We start from the raw sequence: 15,752 nt of genomic DNA, 5'->3' as shown, positions 1-15,752 counted from the left end.
GCATTGCTGAGAACCGTCGGGGCCTCAGCTTGAAAGGGCATAACGGCGTTCCAGCAAGGCTGCGAGCTGTGTCAGCACCGTCGTAAGCAGGAGATAGATGACGGCCACGGCGATATAGAACTCGAAAGGTCTGAATGTTGCGGCAATCAGCGTCTGGGCATAGAGCGTCAGCTCCACGACAGTGATCGTCGACAGCAGCGATGTATTCTTCAACGTCGAAATGGCTTCATTCGTGACCGAAGGCAGGATGATGCGGAATACCTGCGGCAGGATAATGCTACGCATGGTTTCCGCCGGGCTGAACCCCAGCGCCAGAGCCGATTCCGTCTGCCCGCGCGGGATGGCGGACAGCCCTCCCCGGATGATTTCCGCGACATAGGCGCCGCTATTGACGCCGAGCGCCAGCACGCCGGCGGTGAAGGGCGAGAGCTTCACGCCGAATTGCGGCAGGCCGAAATAGATGATGAAAACCTGGATCAGGGTTGGCGTGCCGCGAACGAACCAGACGTAGAAGGCGGAGGCGGCGCGCACCGCGCGCCATGGCGAACGATGGCTGAGCGCCGCAAGCAGGCCGCAGCCCCAGCTGACGATAATGGTCAGGATCGTCAGCCAGAACACCGTCCAGGCAGCCAGCAGAAAGCCCGGACCGTAAAGCTGCACTTCGTCGATAAAATTCGCCATCGTCGTCACGCTCCCCCGGCGCCATCTGCTGCGCCGCTGGGGGCAAGCTGGTCATGCAAAATGCGGTGAAGAAATTGCCGCAGGCGATCGCTCTGCGGATTGCGAAGAATGTCGGGCGCGCCGGTTTCAGCGATGACGCCCTTGTCGAAAAAGAGCACACGCGATGAAACGTCGCGGGCAAAGGCAATTTCATGGGTCACCAGCAGCATGGTCATGCCGTCCGCCGCCAGCGAAGCCATCAGCACCAGCACCTCATGGACAAGTTCGGGATCGAGCGCGGAGGTCACCTCATCGAAAAGCATCAGGCGCGGTTTCATGGCGAGCGCCCGGGCGATGGCGACGCGCTGCTGCTGGCCGCCGGACAGGCGTGCCGGATAGCTGTGGCGTTTCTCATAAAGGCCGATGCGGGAAAGCAGAGCCTCCGCCTCTTCGACAGCCTGGTTTTTGGGTCGTTTCAGCAGCCGGACCGGAGCATGGATGACATTTTCCAGAACCGTCATATGCGGCCAGAGATTGTAACTCTGAAACACCATGCCGACGCGGGTGCGCAGGGCCTGCAGCTGCGAGGGCGTCGGGAAAAATCGCGATTCCGGCCGAAAATCGAAAGACAGGTTCTCGAATTCGAGATAGCCCGACTGCGGCATTTCCAGACCGTTTATCGAACGCAGGAAGGTGCTCTTGCCCGAACCGCTCGCGCCGATGATGGATACGACCTCACCCGGTTCGACACTGAGCGAGACGCCTTTCAGAACCTCGTTTTCCCCGAAGCTCTTGCGGATATCCCGCAGGTTCAAAACCGGTCCGGTCATGGGGTCGTCTCCTTGTATTCATCGACGATCTGCACCGCGACATCCCTCGGTGTGCGGTCCACACCGTTGATCTCCGTAATGTCCTGCGGACAGGCGGACAGCACGAGCAGCAAATCCATCTCGGCCCTCAGTGCCACATGGTCACCCGCCGCGGACGCCGGCGGGCGACGGTCGAGACTGCCATCGGTGTTCACCGCCACATTCATGAAAAGGTTGAGAGATGCCGGCGTCTGGGCGACGGCAAGACCCTTCTCCGCCAGCGCCTCATGGAAATTTCCGGAACAGCTGCGATGAAAACCCTCGCATCCCAGTTGCCGGTAAAGATCCGCATTGCATGGGCAGAGCAGCGTATCATGCCGCAGGGCGGCACTGTCGCTCACCAGCGTCATCATGGCTCTTCTACGGTTGCTGAAGACACCCATGCCGCGCTCGATGAAGATATTGCTGTTTACCGAGCGCGTATGATCCATCGAGCTGATCTCGGATGGATCGGCTGCCGCAACAGCCCACGCATCCACGACCTGGTTTCCGTGGGAATTCGTAACGATGGCGACCTCGCCGGCCAGCATGCGATAGGCTGCGCCATGACCTGCCAATAAATTCTGCACATTTTCAGTCATCGGACACCGTTGGAAGGAATGATGAAACCGGTGAGACGGCGGCAAGCAGGCGATAGACCCGGATCGATACCGCTCGGTCGAAACAATTTATATTCAGTATACCAACGGAATTCAATAAAGATTTTCAATTATTTATAGCAAATATATTAGGCTAAACAGCCATAAAACGAGCATTAAAATGCACAAAATTGCATCATTTATGCCTCCCGCATCATTCGCTTGCACTGCCATCAATCACGGGATACGTTTGGTGTACCTAAAAATCCGGCCCGGCGATCTTCCGGTCGCAATCCGCAAATGCGGGCTTCTCCGGGAGGACCGCGCATTGATGGAAATGCTGTCCGAGTTTGCCGCAGGTCCCGGTGGATCGGCGCGCGAAGACCGCCCGGCAGAACAGCAGATTGAATGGAGTGGAACGCGTGATCCGGTATTTTGCGATCGAGGAATATGAAAGCCGCTGGCAGCGGGTTTTGCGGGAAATGCAGCGCCGTGGCTATGAAACAGCGGTGGTCTTCGGCCGGGGCGGCGGCACCACGGACAATTGCGGTGACATACTCTATCTTTCCAACCACTACGCCATCAGCGGCGGCATGGACTCCCTGATATGGACCGCCCGGTCCTTTTCCGGGGTCATTCTACAGCAGGGCCAAGAGCCGCAGCTTCATATCGATGAGCCGGAAGTGCGCACCGATCTCGTCTCGATCCGCGATACGCATTGTTCCAGCCATCCTTTCCGAAGCGTGGCGAAAGCCCTGGTCGAAAGGGGCATCAAAGGGCGTGTCGCAATCGTCGGCACGCAGTTCATCCCCGTCAAATATTACCAGCAATTGCTTCAGGACGCTCCAGACATTGAGTGGGTAGCCGAGGACGATCTGATCCGCTCCGTCCGGCGCATCAAAAGCCTGAAGGAACTGGAGTGCTATCGCGTTGCCGGCGAAGGCGCGACTGCCGGCCTGAACAGGTTGATGGAAGGCCTGACCGGCGGCCTTTCAGAGCAGGAAGCGGCGGGAGAAGCGGCCCGTGAAGTGGTGCGTCGCGGCGGCCGGCTACAGATGATCGGCTGCAACCATGGCGAAACGCTGGGTTTCGACCAGCGTTTTCCCCTGACCGGCTATAGCGCGGACACACCAAAGCCCGGCGACATCGTCACGGGCACCATCCATGCGGCATTTTTTCAGGGCTATTATCTCGACCCCGGCCGCACCGGCATATGCGGCAAACCGACAGCGGACCAGCGACGGTTGATCGAAGCCGCGGCCAATATCGTTCATCGTCTTTCCGACATGATGCGGCCGGGCGTGAAGCTCATCGATATTGCTGCTGAGGGTGACCGTCTGACGCAGGCCTTCGGCGGCTCGGTATCCGCCATCATGAAGAACTTCCCGTTCTACGGTCACAGCATCGGTCTCGGCTTCGAACAGCCGAGAATTTCAACCAGCATGTCGCAGCCTGAAGATATCGCCGAGGAAAACATGGTGTTCGGTATCGAATCCTTCCTTTCGCTCGACGGTGTCGGCGCGGCTTTTTATGAGGATATCATCATCGTCGGGCGCGACGGCAACGAGCTTCTGACCCGTTCGCCCAGCCACTGGTGGTAATGTTTCCGGCAAGGCGACCGCCGGTATGCGGGCACAGAGTCCATCGGGGGCGGCCAACAGCCGCCCCTTGTTTTTTGTTTTAGTGGGCGAAAACGCCGTCGAAATCCTTGAAGCCCTTCACCTCGATCGGATTGCCGCTCGGATCAAAGAAGAACATGGTGCGCTGTTCCCCCGGCTCGCCTTCAAAGCGGACGACCGGCGGAATATCGAAGGCCACGCCGGCATCTTCCAGACGCTTGGAAAGTGCGAACCAGTCATCGAGAGGCAGGACCACACCGAGATGCGGCATCATCACCATGTGATTGCCGACCTTGCCGGTCCGGGTAACCTCGAACGGCTTGCCCAGATGCATCGATATCTGGTGGCCGAAAAAGTCGAAATCCACCCAGGTATCGGTGGAACGGCCTTCCTCGCAGCCGAGAATGCCGCCATAGAAGCGACGCGTTTCATCGAGGTCGGTGACGTGATAGGCAAGGTGAAAAAGTGAACGCATTTCGGACTCCTTTCAATTTTTAAAGGGGAATGGCCGCTATCGGGCCATCAGCGGATGGTCAGGTCACGCGGCAGGCTGGAGAGAGGTTCGGCCCCTGTCTCTGTCACGATGACCGTTTCGGATGCGCCAACCGTCCACACGCCATAGCTGCGCAGGGTGGCTGGCAGGTGGAACACCATGCCGGGCTCGATTATCCTGTCGACGCCGGTAAACAGGCTCAACAGCGCGCCTTCGCCCCAGTCCGGCGCGAAAGCGGTTCCCATGGAATAACCGATGCGTTTGCGGAAGGCGGCATTGTAACCTGCCGCGTCGATCACACGTTGCGCGGCCTCGTGCGGTTCGGCGCATGAAACACCGGGCCGAATGGCGGCCAGCGCCGCATCAAGGGCTTTCAACGCGCAATCCATCATTCGCCGGGCCTCGGCGGGCGGAGAACCGATCCACACGGTACGCATCAACGCGGCGTGATAGCGCGCATGGCAGGCGGCGAGTTCCAGAAAAACCGCATCGCCATTCTCAAGCTTGCGGCGTCTCCAGGTCATGTGGGGCAAACCGCTGCGCGGCCCGGAAGATACGAGCGGCTCCATGGCCATGACTTCCGAGCCCGCCCTTGTGGCGGCATCCAGCATGGCGGCGGCTATCGCGTTTTCGTCGGTTCCGGCGGCGCAGGCGGCAATGCCGGCCGAAAGCCCCGCCTCGGTGTAACCCGCCGCCATCCGAATGGCCTCCAGCTCGGCTGCGGACTTTATCGTCCGCAGCGGCGAAAGAATGGAGGAACCGTCCGGTATCGACGCAACACCCATCTGCTCCGCGATTTTTGCGGCAAGTACCGGAGAAACAAACCAGCCATCCAATTCTATGGCCGGCCGCTCGATATGCCGCTTTTTCAAGAGATCGACCAGGGCCACCGCCGGGTTTCCGCCATCCTGATAGGCGACGACGTCGTCCAGCCAGGTATTGGCGATGGATCCTGCCAGTTCAAGCTGCCGGACGAGAAGCGTCGGCGGACCATTCACCGGCATGATCAGCGCCTGGAAAGCAAAATATCCGGCCGTCTGCCGCCCGGTCAGCCAGTAGATGTTTTCAGGACCGGTGACGACGAGCGCTTCATGACCCGCATTGCGGATGGCGGCGCGCGCACGATCTTGCCTCGCGGCGAACTCCTCCCTGGGGAAAGAGGCGTCACACCCCTGCAAATCGGCGAATTCCTGCATGAAACTGTCCATATCGTCGTGCTTGGCTTTTGCATGAGAAGCTGGCAAAAGCGTCTCAAGACCGGAATGAAGAAAGAAAAAGCGCTGGCGGCTGCCGGTTTCAGGGGCGGCTCAGCCACCCCAGAAAACGGCTTTTCACGCTTTCGAAATGCGCCTCCATGGCGGCGGAAGCCTTCTGCGGATCCTGCGCCTGGATGGCGTCGATAACCGCAATATGTTCACGCGCCTGCTCGGCAAAACGGTCATGCGTGCGGGTGATGGTGCAACGTCGGGCGATACTGCGCATTTCGGTCAGCATGGCAGGCAAAAGCTCAAGCCCGGCGGCAGCGGCCACGGCCTCGTGAAACTGGTCGTCGTCCAGCCAGAACTGATCGAAGGCCACGTTCCTGCCATCCGCATAAGCCTGCATGATTTGCCGCGAATGTTCGAGCGCCTCGGGAAAGGGACGCTCAGCGGCGCGTGCCGCCGCAGCGCTCTCCAGCAAGCGCCGTATCTGCACGATTTCCAGCAGCTGCTCCACCGTGACGGGCCGAACCATCAATGCGCCATTGGCAAGCCGCGAAATCACGCCCTCTTTTTCAAGCCGGGAGATTGCCGCCCTCAGCGGCGTGCGGGAAATGCCGGATTCGAGCGCCAGGGCTCTTTCCGTCAGAACGTCGCCGGCTTTGAACTTGCCCTCCAGAATGCGTTGTTTGACATCCGTATAGGCCTGCTGGGTCAAAGTTTCCTTTTCGCTCATGCTCTCTCCCCTTTACCGAGCCGACCATGTCTGTCGCAGAATATCAACGGCATGCGCCAGATCGGCCGGATCCATGGCCTCATCCGGGTTATGGCTGCCGTTCCAGTTCCGCAGAAAGACCATCACCGATTCCCATCCCGCCTGGGCAAATGCCGCCGCATCATGCCCGCCGCCCGATAACATCTGCCGGGGCGAGATGCCGGTCCGTTCGGCCGCAACGACTATCTGCCGGCCGAGAGTGGAAGACAGACGGGTGGGCTTGCTGCGGGACTGGACGCCGGTGACGACGCGCACGCCCCTTCGTTTTTCGATCTTCTCGATTTCCTGTCGGAAAATGCCATCCACCCGGTCCAGCACCGCATCGTCGGCGCTGCGGATATCGATGCAGAAATCCACCCGGCCCGGAACCTTGGCGAAAGCATGTTCACCGCTTGCCGCATCCACCCGGCCGAAGGTCACGGCAAGATCGTGCCCTTCCGCCAGAATTCCTTCCCAGGCCCTGTCCATGGCGACGATGAGATCCGCAAGGGCAAAAACGGCATCCGAGCGAGCATCACGCGGCGCGCCGCCGGAATGGGCCCAGACCCCTTCAATCCGTGCTTCACGGTAACGCAGGCCGCCGCGCACGCCATCGACGACGCCAAAAGCCTCGCCGGCATTGTCGAGCACCGGCCCCTGCTCGATATGCAATTCGACGAAACGCGCCGGCGGCAGTCCCGGCCCGCGCAGGACGGCGTCCGGGTCGCCCCCGAGTTCCTTCATGTGCTCGGCGAGTGTTCTGCCGCTGTCGGCGCGACGCGCCTGCATTTCCGGCGCCGTGAGCCGGCCAAGCGCCGCACGTGACCCGATATAGGAGACTGGAAACCAGACGCTCTCCTCCGCTCTCGTCACCGTCACGACGATATCTGCCGGCGGTGCCTGTCCGCTTTTCACGAATGCGGTGACGAGTGCCATGGCGCCCACCACACCTGCCGTGCCATCATAAGCGCCGCCCATCGGAACCGTATCGAGATGCGAGCCGATATAAAGCGGTGTGGCCTGCCGGTCTCTACCGGGCAACCGGGCAAACAGGTTCAGTGCGGCATCTTGCGTAACAGTGAGGCCAAGGGCTTCACATTCTTCGGCAATCACCTGATGCGCTTCGCTTTCCAGAGCGCTGTAGGAAGGCCGGGTAAAACCGGGGCCTTCCGCTGAAATGGCATTGATGCGGTCCAGCAGACGGTCGACCGTCTCTGCGATCACGGCTTGCGTCATGCCATCATCTCCTGCGGCGCATTGAGCGCAGTGACCGGGCGTTCGCCCGCAAGCGCCGTCAAAACATGCCTTGCAGAGCCGAGAGCCACGCGGCGAAGCGCTTCCAGCGTCGTGCCGCCAAGATGCGGTGTGAAAATCACCCGGCCGCCGGCGGCCAGAGGTCCGGTCGGCGCACCAGGCGAATAAACATCCAGCCCGGCTGCGGCTATGCGGCCGGTTTCGATGGCGCGGGCAAGGGCCGCCTCATCCACCAGTCCCGCCCGTGCCGTGTTGATAAGTATCGCGCCCGGTTTCACCGCTGAAATGGCCTGCTCTCCGAACAGACCGCGTGTTTCCGCACGGAGCGGCGTATGCAGGGAAATCAGATCGGCCTGTCTCAGCCCGTCTTCAAGACTGTCCGCCCGTTCGAAGCCATCGAGATCGGCGACCCGCGGCGAATAAACCAGCACCCGCATATCCAGAGCAGCCTTCAGCATCCGGCCGAGCCCGGCGCCAATCGCCCCCCAGCCGACGATAAGCGCCGTCTTGCCGGACAATTCGGAAAAACTCTCCGTCTCACGAAAGCCATGGACCCCGGCCCTTTCGCTGCGGTCGGCAGCGGGAATACGTCTTGCGGCAGCCAGTGCCAGACCGAGCGCCAGCTCGGAAACCGAGCGGGCATTGGCGCCGGGGGTGTTGCAGACCAGAACGCCCTTCGCCGTCGCCGCTTCCTTGTCGACAGCATCATGGCCCGTGCCGTGAACGGCGATGACCCGCAGCCTGTCGCCAGCCTCGATGGCCGATGCGGACAGGCCCGCATCGCGCGTGATGACGGCATCGCAACCCTTGATCATTGCGGCCACGGTCGTCATGTCCGGTTTTGGACACAAAACCGGCTCAACCCCCGCCTCACGCAGAAGGGCGAGGCCGTCGGCATGAATAGGCTGGACAATAAGGCATTTCATGCGTCCCTGTTCCTTTCGGGAAATTGTTCCAGTTTCTCAAGAATGGCGTCGCGGGCGTGAACGATATGGCGGGCCATGAGCGAGCCTGCCCGTTCACCGTCGCCGGCGCGCAGGGCGGCAATCATCTCCAGATGTTCGTCGCAGCTTTTCAGAAAACGATCCGGCACCTGGGCATGGTCGAACATGCAGGTACGGCGGCGCAAATCCTCGATCGTGCTCACCATCATCTCACTGCCCGTGGAAAGGGCGAGCGTCCGGTGGAAAGCATCGTCCACGCGGCGCTGCTCATCGTCCTCGCCGGGGCCATGCTGTTGCAAATGCCGTATCCGGGCTTCCAGCTCGCCGAGCTCCGGCCGGGCCATCGCCGCCTGTCTGGCGCAATGGGTCTCCAGAACCTGACGAAGGAAGAAAATCTCCTTGACCTCTTCCGCCTTCAGCCGGCGGATCTTGAGAAATCGTCCTTCCTGCGTGGCGAGACCCTCGGCCTCGATCCGCTTGATCGCCTCACGCACGGGCGTCCGGGACATGTCCAGCAGATCACCCAGTTTCGCTTCCTGCAAAGCGTCACCCGGCGTCAGCGCACCGGACAGGATCATTTCGATGATCTTCCCATAAGCCTGCTTGGCAAGTGGCTGATTCATGATGGCATACCTCCTGAAACATCATCCGTTTCCGGCTTTTCTACCAGATTTGCCAGGCGTTCGCGCAAGACCGTGCGCTCCGCAATCAGAAGCTCTTCGGCTTTTTCCCGTGAAATGGCCGCGAAAGAGACATGTCGGCCGCTCGGAACCTGCGCAAGCCGGGGCAGATCGACGGTGGCGACCGTTGCGATTTTCGGATAGCCGCCTGTCGTCTGGCGCTCCGCCATCAGCACGATGGGCCGTCCCGACGACGGGACCTGTATCGATCCCGCGCAGGTTCCGTCGGAGACGATATCGTGCCCGCCTTCGGCATGAACGGCGTGTCCGTCCAGCATCTGCGCCATGCGATCCCGGGCGGGCGAAACGATGAAGGAGGTTTTCAGGAAAGCCCGCTGGGTTTCGGCAGAGAAATAGTCGTCCTGTGGACCGGGAACAATACGGACAGGACCGCCGGACCGCCGCCAGAGTTGCCGGAGCGCCAGATTTACGCCGGGATTATCCTGGCCGAGTGGCAGACGGTCACCCGCCTGCAAACGACGCCCTTCGTAACCGCCGAGACCCGTTCGCACATGGGTGGCACGCGAACCGAGCACAGGCACGGTATCCACGCCCCCGGAGACGGCGAGATAGCCCCAGACGCAATCGCGCAGGGCGCCGATCGAAAGCACGTCATCGGGCAAAAGAGTATAGCTCTCCCAGGGCGACAGCTTTCGTTTGCCGATGCGGATATCGACCGCGCCTCCGGTCACGGCGATGCGTGCCGGCCGCAAAACGGAAAAGCTGCCTCCGGTGCCGCCAAATTCTATTGCCGCGCTGTTTTCGACATTGCCGACCAGCGCGTTCGCAATACGAAAAGAAGGCATATCCATCGGGCCTGAACCCGAAACACCGGCATGGCTCAATCCCCTGCGGCCGAGATCCTGAACGGTGGCCATCGGCCCTATCTGCTGGATGACGAGAAAACTCATGAAAGCTGCGCCTCCATGACGGGCTGGCCGGCGGCGACCGCCCGGTCGAGCTCTGCGGCCTCGTCTTCGCTCACCGGCCGAAAACGGACCCGGTCTCCGGCCTGCAACAGAAACGGCTGCGGGCGATGCGGGTCGAAAAGCCGAAGCGGCGTGCGGCCGATGAAGCGCCATCCGCTTGGCCCCGGCACGGAATTGATGCTTGCCTGCTTGCCGCCGATTCCAATCGCACTTGCCTCGATCCGCTGGCGTGGCGTGGCAAGACGCGGCGTATGCAATTGTTCGGGCAGGCCGCCGAGATAGGCAAAACCCGGCGCGAAACCGATCATATAGACACGATATTCAGCGGATGCGTGCAGCTCGATCAGGGCGGCAGGCGTCATCTCCTTCATGTCCGCCAGTTCCTGCAGGTCAAGCCCGACCGATCCGCCATAAACCACAGGAACATCGAAGCGTCTGGCCGGAACGCTGTTCACCGTCAGCACCATCAGGCGCCGGTGCAACTCCCGGTCAAGCGCATGGCCGCGAATGACGGACGGATCATAGATGACCATGAGGGACCGGTAGGTCGGCACCAGTTCCTCGATGCCCTCCACGGGCGTTGCAGTGAGATTTGCCGCAAGCGCGATGATGCGCTCGCTCACCGCTTCATCGATGGTATCGGCGAGTTCAACGGACAGGGCGCTGTCACCACAAGCAAGAATGCGCGGAAATTTGCCGCCCATCGATTAAACTCCCTCACGTCCACGCATGCGAATTCGATTCTCCCGCCAATCCTTCCTTGCTATTTCAGTATACCAATTGTATGTCAATGAAAAGATGCAATGAATGCGTGCTGCCTGATATCACGCGTATGAACTGGACGGGACCGGGCAACGTCTCGCCCGGAAAGAGGGGCTATGGCGACGATCGATCTGAACTGCGATATGGGAGAAAGCTTCGGGGCCTGGACCATGGGCGAAGACGAAGCCATGATGGAGCTGATTACCACGGCAAACATCGCCTGTGGTTTTCATGCCGGCGATCCGGTTGTCATGCGCGACACCATTCTCGCCGCCAAGGCAAGGGGCATCGCGGTCGGCGCCCACCCGTCTTTCATGGATATTTACGGCTTCGGCCGCCGCCGTATATCCGGCGAACGCCCCGAGGATGTGGAGGCCCAGCTTATCTACCAGATCGCCGCAATGCAGGGCATGGCGGCTGCGCTTTCCTGGCCCATCACCCATGTCAAAACCCATGGGGCGCTGGGCAACATGGCTGCCGTCGATCAAGATCTCGCGCAGGTCTGCATCCGGGCCATCAAGGCGGTGGATCCCTCGCTGGTCTTCATTACGCTGCCCTATTCGGAAACCATGAAGGCCGCCGAAAAAGCGGGGCTGCGCGTTGCCTGCGAAGTTTATGCCGACCGCACCTATGACGATGCGGGAATGCTCACCTCCCGACAGATGCAGGGTGCAGTGATCCACGATCCCAACCAGAGTGTGGATCAGGTTCTGTCCATGGTCTGCGACGGCGTAATCCCGACAACGGGCGGAAAAAAACTGCCGGTGGAAGCCGCCACCATCTGCGTTCACGGCGATACGCGGGGCGCCGTGGATATGGCGCGCGCCCTTCGTTCGTCGCTCGCCCGACACGGGCTGCAATTTGCTCCTTTCGCCACACCAAACACCTGATCCGGGGACGTTCCATTGACACGCATTGTATATCTGAACGGCGACTGGCTTGCCGAAGCCGACGCCAAGGTTTCCGTTTTCGACCGCGGCTTTCTGTTCGCGGACGCCATTTATGAAGTCACCGCCGTGATCGGCGGGAAGCTGATCGATTATGCCGGCCACAGCGCCCGCCTTCAGCGCTCGCTCGCCGAACTCGGCTTGACCTGCCCGCTCGAAGCGGAGGAACTTCTGGCCGTTCACCGTGAAATCGTCCGCCTGAACCACATGGACGAAGGCCTGATCTATCTGCAGATCTCCCGCGGTGTGGCGGATCGCGATTTCGCTTTTCCCGCCAATGCCACGCCGACGATAACCCTGTTCACCCAGGCAAAACCCGTGCTGGACAATCCGCGCACGGAAACCGGCATTGCCATCGCCACCATGCCGGACTGGCGCTGGGAGCGACGCGACATCAAGACGGTACAGCTTCTCTACCCCTCGATGGCCAAGATGGAGGCGCTGAAACGCGGCGCGGACGATGCATGGCTAGTGGAGGATGGTTTCGTGACCGAAGGCAGTGCCGCCAATGCGCATATCGTCAAAAAAGACGGCACGCTGGTCACGCGCGAACTTTCCAACGCACTTCTGCACGGCATCACCCGCGGAAGCATTCTCGATCTTGCGCAGGGCGCGGGAATTGCCGTCGAACAGCGCGCCTTTACGGTGGATGAGGCTAAGGATGCAGCCGAAGCCTTCATCACATCGGCGACAAATTTTGCCATGCCGGTCGTCAAGATCGACGAAGCCATCATCGGTGACGGCAAGCCCGGCCCGGTCTCGAAGACATTGCGTGAGCTTTACATAAAGACCCGCCTCGCATCGGCGATCTGATTTTCAGCCTGCATTCAGCGAGCCGCCGCACCCCGGCGGCTCCGCACGCCTGGCCCCCTATTCGGCACACAGCGGCAACCCCTTGCCTGCCGATCCGCGCCTTTTCGGTAATTTCCCTGAAATGCAGTCCACTGACGCCAGCACTGCAAAGGCTGGTGGGCAAGGAATCCGTTCGAAATCGAACAAAGATTAATCACCTTATTGCGCCGCTCAAAAAACGCCCATATAGTCCCCTTCATTCGGAGTACGTGCTGTATACCGAAAATAACCGCGCCGTCCTGTCGCCAAGGGACAGGGCGAGCCGGAAACAATAAGTGAGGGGATCACAACCATGAAAAACGCAATTCTCGCCGGGCTGGCTTTGACGATTGCCGGCTTTGCAACCTCCGCGACCGCCGAAACGGCCTGGGACATGTCGGTCGTTTGGCCGGAAGGTAATTTTCACACCAAGAACGCGGTAAAATTCGCTGAAACCGTAAAGACCGTCACGAATGGCGAGGTCGCCATCACCGTGCATTCCGGCGGGTCACTTGGCATCAAGGGCCCGGAAGGCATGACCGCCGTGCGCGACGGCATCGTTCCCATCGCCGATATTCTGATGAGCCAGCAGGTGGGTGAAGCACCGGTACTAGGTGTCGAGACGCTGCCATATCTGGCCCCGACGATGCCTGACCTCGCGCTGCTGCACAAATTCTTCCGCCCCAAGATCGAGGAAGTCGCAACCTCGATGAACCAGAAGCTGCTTTACATGGTGCCGTGGCCGGGACAGGCCGTCTATGCGCCGAAACCGATCGAAAAAATTGAAGACGTCAACGGCCTCAAGATCCGCGTCGTCGATGCGAACGGTCATAATTTCTTCCACGCCCTTGGCGCTCTTCCCGTTCAGATGCCATGGGGCGAAGTCGTGCCGTCGCTGGCCGCCGGCACCATCAACGGTGTCACGACCTCCTCTTCGTCCGGTGTCGACGGCGCTTTCTGGGAGTTCATGAAAAACATGAGCACCTTCAACTGGCAGGCATCTTCCAACATCGTCACCGTCAATCTCGATGCCTGGAATGCCCTGTCGCCAGAAAATCAGGCGGCGATCGAACAGGCATCGAAGAAACTCGAGGGCGAATTCTGGCTGGTCAGCCGGGCCGAGGATGAAACCAAGCTCGCCACCCTGAAGGAAAAGGGCATTACCGTCACGTCGCCTTCTCCCGAACTCAAGGCCGCCCTCATCGAGCGCGCCAAGCCGTTGTGGGACGATTTTCTCAAGCGCGTGCCCGATGCCGCGCCCTATGTCGAAGCCTATCTGAAGGCGCGCAACTGACTTTCTCCCGTCGGAAATGAAAGGGCAGCCGGCGATCCCGGCCGGCTGTCCGTCTCCTTCTGCGCACTCCGGAGAAACATCATGAGAAATCCAGCCAGTCCCGCATTCGCTGCCATCATAACGCCGATCGACCGGTTGACGGAGGCTGCAAATCTGCTTGCAGCCCTGTCTCTCCTCGGCATTTTCATTCTCATCGCCTGCGAAATCCTTCTCAGAAACCTTGCCGGCTATTCCCTGCCATTCGCCTGGGATGTCGCCGCTTACCTGATGGCCACGAGCTTCATGCTCGCCGGCGCCAGCGCGCTGAAATCCGGTTCGCATGTCCGCGTCACCGCAATAGGCGAGACACTTTCTTCAACCGGCGCAAGGCGGCTGGATATGGTGGCATGCCTTGTCGGCCTTGTTATCTGCGTTGCGCTTTCGGTCGCATTGACGGACATGGCCGTTCTGTCCGCGCTGCGCGGTTCGACCTCCTCGTCGGTCATCCGCATTCCGCTCGTCTATCCGCAGAGCGCGCTCGCAATCGGCGCGATCATCCTGAATTTGCAGATGCTGGCGCAGTTCCTGCGGCTTCTTCGTGGCGAAACACTTTCAACCGGCCCGGGACTGGAATAAATCATGGGAAAGATCACCTTCAGCCTGCTCGGCCTGATGACGCTCATTCTGGGTACGGGGGTCTGGATCGGCCTTGGCCTCGTCGGCACCGGGGCGGCGCTGGCCGCACTCTATCGCCCCGCTTTGCCGCTTTTCAAGCTGCTGGCCCAGCAAACCTGGAACACGCTGGTTTCGCCGGAAATGCTGGCCCTGCCGCTCTTCATCTTCATGGCGGAAATCCTGTTCCGAACGAAGATTTCAGAGGCGCTTTTCTCCGGTCTCGCCCCCTGGCTTCGGCATGTACCCGGCCGGCTTGCCCATATCACCGTTCTCGGCTGCACGCTCTTCGCCTCCGTCTGCGGCTCATCCGCGGCCACCACGGCAACGGTCGGGCGCATCACCGCAAAGGAACTTATTTCGCGCGGTTATAACCGCGACCTCATCACCGGCAGCCTTGCGGGGGCGGGAACGCTGGGCTTTCTCATCCCGCCATCGACGATCATGATCATCTATGGGGTCATGGCGGAGGAATCGATCCTGAAGCTGTTCATGGCGGGCATCCTGCCGGGCCTGCTGATGGCCGCATCCTATATGGGCTATATCGGCATCCGGGCGCTGATGAATCCGGCCCTTGTCGGTGAGGCCCTCGCGCCCACCACCTTCATCGAAAAGCTGGTGGCGTTGAAGGATCTGGGGCCGCTGCTGCTGCTCATCATCGGCGTGGTCGGCTCGATGTATGGCGGCATCGCCTCGCCGACGGAAGCAGCCGCAGTCGGCGTCGGCGGCGCAATCCTCATCGGCGCTTTCCAGAAGACGCTGAACCTTTCGAACCTCATGCAGGCGGCGAAACAGGCGGCCGATTCCTGCGCCATGATCGGCCTCATCATGGTCGGCGCGATGTTCCTGTCGACCGTCATCGGTTATCTCGGCATGCCGCGCTATATCGCCGGCATCATCGAGGGCTGGGGCCTTTCGCCATTCATGCTCATCATCGTGCTCCTGATCTTCTACATCATCCTCGGCACGGTGATGGAAGGGCTGGGCTGCATCGTCATGACGCTGCCGATCACCCTGCCGCTGGTCATGGCGGCCGGTTACAGCAAGGTCTGGTTCGGCATATTCATCGTCATCGTGGTGGAGATGGCGCAGGTCTCGCCGCCCGTCGGCTTCAACCTCACCGTCATCCAGCGCCTGACCGGCGACAGCATGGCCCGCATTACCCGCGCGACCATGCCGTTCTTCTTCATCATGTGCGCCTTTGTCCTGCTCATCGCCGTCTTCCCGGAAATCGTTTCGATCGTTCCGGACATGCTGGCGAGTAACTGACGCAAACGGTTTGCCGGCT

The 15,752-nt window shown here is 60.7% G+C and carries 18 protein-coding genes; 7 read left to right on the top strand and 11 right to left on the bottom strand.

Going from position 1 to position 15,752, the window contains the following annotated elements; all coding sequences use genetic code 11:
• Nucleotides 1–24: 24 nt before the first annotated feature.
• From FGF54_RS01395 to FGF54_RS01385, 3 genes are read right to left on the bottom strand one after another with little or no spacing between them, the layout of a single operon-like run.
• Nucleotides 25–681 (bottom strand): amino acid ABC transporter permease, encoded by a 657-nt coding sequence (locus FGF54_RS01395; protein ID WP_142778715.1) that lies wholly within the window; start codon nt 679–681, stop codon nt 25–27.
• 5 nt (nt 682–686) lie between these two features.
• Entirely contained in the window at nt 687–1,490 is an 804-nt protein-coding gene (locus tag FGF54_RS01390; RefSeq protein WP_142778714.1) for an amino acid ABC transporter ATP-binding protein, read from the bottom strand.
• The gene (locus FGF54_RS01385) at nt 1,487–2,110 is read right to left on the bottom strand and encodes an urea carboxylase-associated family protein (RefSeq protein WP_142778713.1); all 624 of its coding nucleotides are present in this window, start codon (nt 2,108–2,110) and stop codon (nt 1,487–1,489) included. The genes FGF54_RS01390 and FGF54_RS01385 overlap by 4 nt, the downstream gene beginning before the upstream one ends.
• A 178-nt stretch (nt 2,111–2,288) precedes the next feature.
• On the opposite strand from FGF54_RS01385, the gene FGF54_RS27125 reads away from it, so the two are divergent.
• The gene (locus FGF54_RS27125) at nt 2,289–2,561 is read left to right on the top strand and encodes a hypothetical protein (protein ID WP_168207963.1); all 273 of its coding nucleotides are present in this window, start codon (nt 2,289–2,291) and stop codon (nt 2,559–2,561) included.
• Entirely contained in the window at nt 2,530–3,708 is a 1,179-nt protein-coding gene (locus FGF54_RS01380; RefSeq protein WP_142778712.1) for a Xaa-Pro peptidase family protein, read from the top strand. Before FGF54_RS27125 ends, FGF54_RS01380 begins: the two co-directional genes overlap by 32 nt.
• 79 nt (nt 3,709–3,787) lie before the next feature.
• Here the strand turns inward: FGF54_RS01380 and FGF54_RS01375 are convergent, their stop codons facing one another.
• The 8 genes from FGF54_RS01375 to pxpB form a co-directional block, all read right to left on the bottom strand.
• Nucleotides 3,788–4,201, bottom strand: coding sequence for a VOC family protein (locus FGF54_RS01375; protein ID WP_142778711.1), 414 nt, complete (start codon nt 4,199–4,201; stop codon nt 3,788–3,790).
• A 47-nt stretch (nt 4,202–4,248) separates the two neighbouring features.
• A complete protein-coding gene (locus tag FGF54_RS01370; protein WP_142778710.1) occupies nt 4,249–5,415 on the bottom strand; it encodes a Xaa-Pro peptidase family protein in 1,167 nt (388 codons plus the stop codon).
• A gap of 100 nt (nt 5,416–5,515) precedes the next feature.
• Nucleotides 5,516–6,154, bottom strand: coding sequence for a GntR family transcriptional regulator (locus FGF54_RS01365; protein WP_142778709.1), 639 nt, complete (start codon nt 6,152–6,154; stop codon nt 5,516–5,518).
• 12 nt (nt 6,155–6,166) lie between these two features.
• Nucleotides 6,167–7,408 (bottom strand): Zn-dependent hydrolase, encoded by a 1,242-nt coding sequence (locus FGF54_RS01360; protein WP_142778708.1) that lies wholly within the window; start codon nt 7,406–7,408, stop codon nt 6,167–6,169.
• Nucleotides 7,405–8,352 carry a hydroxyacid dehydrogenase gene (locus tag FGF54_RS01355; protein ID WP_142778707.1) on the bottom strand — a complete coding sequence of 316 codons (948 nt, stop codon included), beginning with the start codon at nt 8,350–8,352 and terminating at the stop codon, nt 7,405–7,407. The genes FGF54_RS01360 and FGF54_RS01355 overlap by 4 nt, the downstream gene beginning before the upstream one ends.
• Nucleotides 8,349–8,993, bottom strand: coding sequence for a GntR family transcriptional regulator (locus tag FGF54_RS01350; RefSeq protein ID WP_142778706.1), 645 nt, complete (start codon nt 8,991–8,993; stop codon nt 8,349–8,351). The genes FGF54_RS01355 and FGF54_RS01350 overlap by 4 nt, the downstream gene beginning before the upstream one ends.
• Complete coding sequence (locus FGF54_RS01345) at nt 8,990–9,961, bottom strand: biotin-dependent carboxyltransferase family protein (RefSeq protein WP_142778705.1); 972 nt, start codon at nt 9,959–9,961, stop codon at nt 8,990–8,992. Before FGF54_RS01345 ends, FGF54_RS01350 begins: the two co-directional genes overlap by 4 nt.
• On the bottom strand, nt 9,958–10,683 hold the full coding sequence (pxpB, locus tag FGF54_RS01340) for a 5-oxoprolinase subunit PxpB (protein ID WP_142778704.1): 726 nt from the start codon (nt 10,681–10,683) through the stop codon (nt 9,958–9,960). The genes FGF54_RS01345 and pxpB overlap by 4 nt, the downstream gene beginning before the upstream one ends.
• Before the next feature lie 174 nt (nt 10,684–10,857).
• Between pxpB and FGF54_RS01335 the strand changes: the two genes are divergently transcribed.
• The 5 genes from FGF54_RS01335 to FGF54_RS01315 all read left to right on the top strand — a co-directional run bounded on the left by FGF54_RS01335 (nt 10,858) and on the right by FGF54_RS01315 (nt 15,733).
• Complete coding sequence (locus tag FGF54_RS01335; protein WP_059760618.1) at nt 10,858–11,631, top strand: LamB/YcsF family protein; 774 nt, start codon at nt 10,858–10,860, stop codon at nt 11,629–11,631.
• 15 nt (nt 11,632–11,646) lie between these two features.
• Nucleotides 11,647–12,501, top strand: coding sequence for a D-amino-acid transaminase (locus FGF54_RS01330; RefSeq protein ID WP_035263057.1), 855 nt, complete (start codon nt 11,647–11,649; stop codon nt 12,499–12,501).
• A gap of 331 nt (nt 12,502–12,832) precedes the next feature.
• A complete protein-coding gene (locus tag FGF54_RS01325; protein WP_142778703.1) occupies nt 12,833–13,813 on the top strand; it encodes a TRAP transporter substrate-binding protein in 981 nt (326 codons plus the stop codon).
• 81 nt (nt 13,814–13,894) lie between these two features.
• Complete coding sequence (locus tag FGF54_RS01320) at nt 13,895–14,428, top strand: TRAP transporter small permease subunit (protein WP_142778702.1); 534 nt, start codon at nt 13,895–13,897, stop codon at nt 14,426–14,428.
• A gap of 3 nt (nt 14,429–14,431) precedes the next feature.
• A complete protein-coding gene (locus FGF54_RS01315) occupies nt 14,432–15,733 on the top strand; it encodes a TRAP transporter large permease (protein ID WP_142778701.1) in 1,302 nt (433 codons plus the stop codon).
• Nucleotides 15,734–15,752: the final 19 nt, after the last annotated feature.

Origin of the sequence: Agrobacterium sp. T29 (assembly GCF_006970545.1) — a bacterium.
GTDB classification, from domain to species: domain Bacteria; phylum Pseudomonadota; class Alphaproteobacteria; order Rhizobiales; family Rhizobiaceae; genus Agrobacterium; species Agrobacterium leguminum.
The sequence above is the reverse complement of the archived record's forward strand: the minus strand, read 5'-3'. Positions and strand labels throughout refer to the sequence as shown.

Excerpts from the sequence above, each read along its gene's own strand:
- FGF54_RS01395 (WP_142778715.1), bottom strand. The coding sequence starts at position 681 with ATGGCGAATTTTATCGACGAAGTGCAGCTTTACGGTCCGGGCTTTCTG.
- FGF54_RS01390 (WP_142778714.1), bottom strand. The coding sequence starts at position 1,490 with ATGACCGGACCGGTTTTGAACCTGCGGGATATCCGCAAGAGCTTCGGG.
- FGF54_RS01385 (WP_142778713.1), bottom strand. The coding sequence starts at position 2,110 with ATGACTGAAAATGTGCAGAATTTATTGGCAGGTCATGGCGCAGCCTAT.
- FGF54_RS27125 (WP_168207963.1), top strand. The coding sequence starts at position 2,289 with ATGCACAAAATTGCATCATTTATGCCTCCCGCATCATTCGCTTGCACT.
- FGF54_RS01375 (WP_142778711.1), bottom strand. The coding sequence starts at position 4,201 with ATGCGTTCACTTTTTCACCTTGCCTATCACGTCACCGACCTCGATGAA.
- FGF54_RS01370 (WP_142778710.1), bottom strand. The coding sequence starts at position 5,415 with ATGCAGGAATTCGCCGATTTGCAGGGGTGTGACGCCTCTTTCCCCAGG.
- FGF54_RS01365 (WP_142778709.1), bottom strand. The coding sequence starts at position 6,154 with ATGAGCGAAAAGGAAACTTTGACCCAGCAGGCCTATACGGATGTCAAA.
- FGF54_RS01360 (WP_142778708.1), bottom strand. The coding sequence starts at position 7,408 with ATGACGCAAGCCGTGATCGCAGAGACGGTCGACCGTCTGCTGGACCGC.
- FGF54_RS01355 (WP_142778707.1), bottom strand. The coding sequence starts at position 8,352 with ATGAAATGCCTTATTGTCCAGCCTATTCATGCCGACGGCCTCGCCCTT.
- FGF54_RS01350 (WP_142778706.1), bottom strand. The coding sequence starts at position 8,993 with ATGAATCAGCCACTTGCCAAGCAGGCTTATGGGAAGATCATCGAAATG.
- FGF54_RS01345 (WP_142778705.1), bottom strand. The coding sequence starts at position 9,961 with ATGAGTTTTCTCGTCATCCAGCAGATAGGGCCGATGGCCACCGTTCAG.
- pxpB (WP_142778704.1), bottom strand. The coding sequence starts at position 10,683 with ATGGGCGGCAAATTTCCGCGCATTCTTGCTTGTGGTGACAGCGCCCTG.
- FGF54_RS01335 (WP_059760618.1), top strand. The coding sequence starts at position 10,858 with ATGGCGACGATCGATCTGAACTGCGATATGGGAGAAAGCTTCGGGGCC.
- FGF54_RS01325 (WP_142778703.1), top strand. The coding sequence starts at position 12,833 with ATGAAAAACGCAATTCTCGCCGGGCTGGCTTTGACGATTGCCGGCTTT.
- FGF54_RS01320 (WP_142778702.1), top strand. The coding sequence starts at position 13,895 with ATGAGAAATCCAGCCAGTCCCGCATTCGCTGCCATCATAACGCCGATC.
- FGF54_RS01315 (WP_142778701.1), top strand. The coding sequence starts at position 14,432 with ATGGGAAAGATCACCTTCAGCCTGCTCGGCCTGATGACGCTCATTCTG.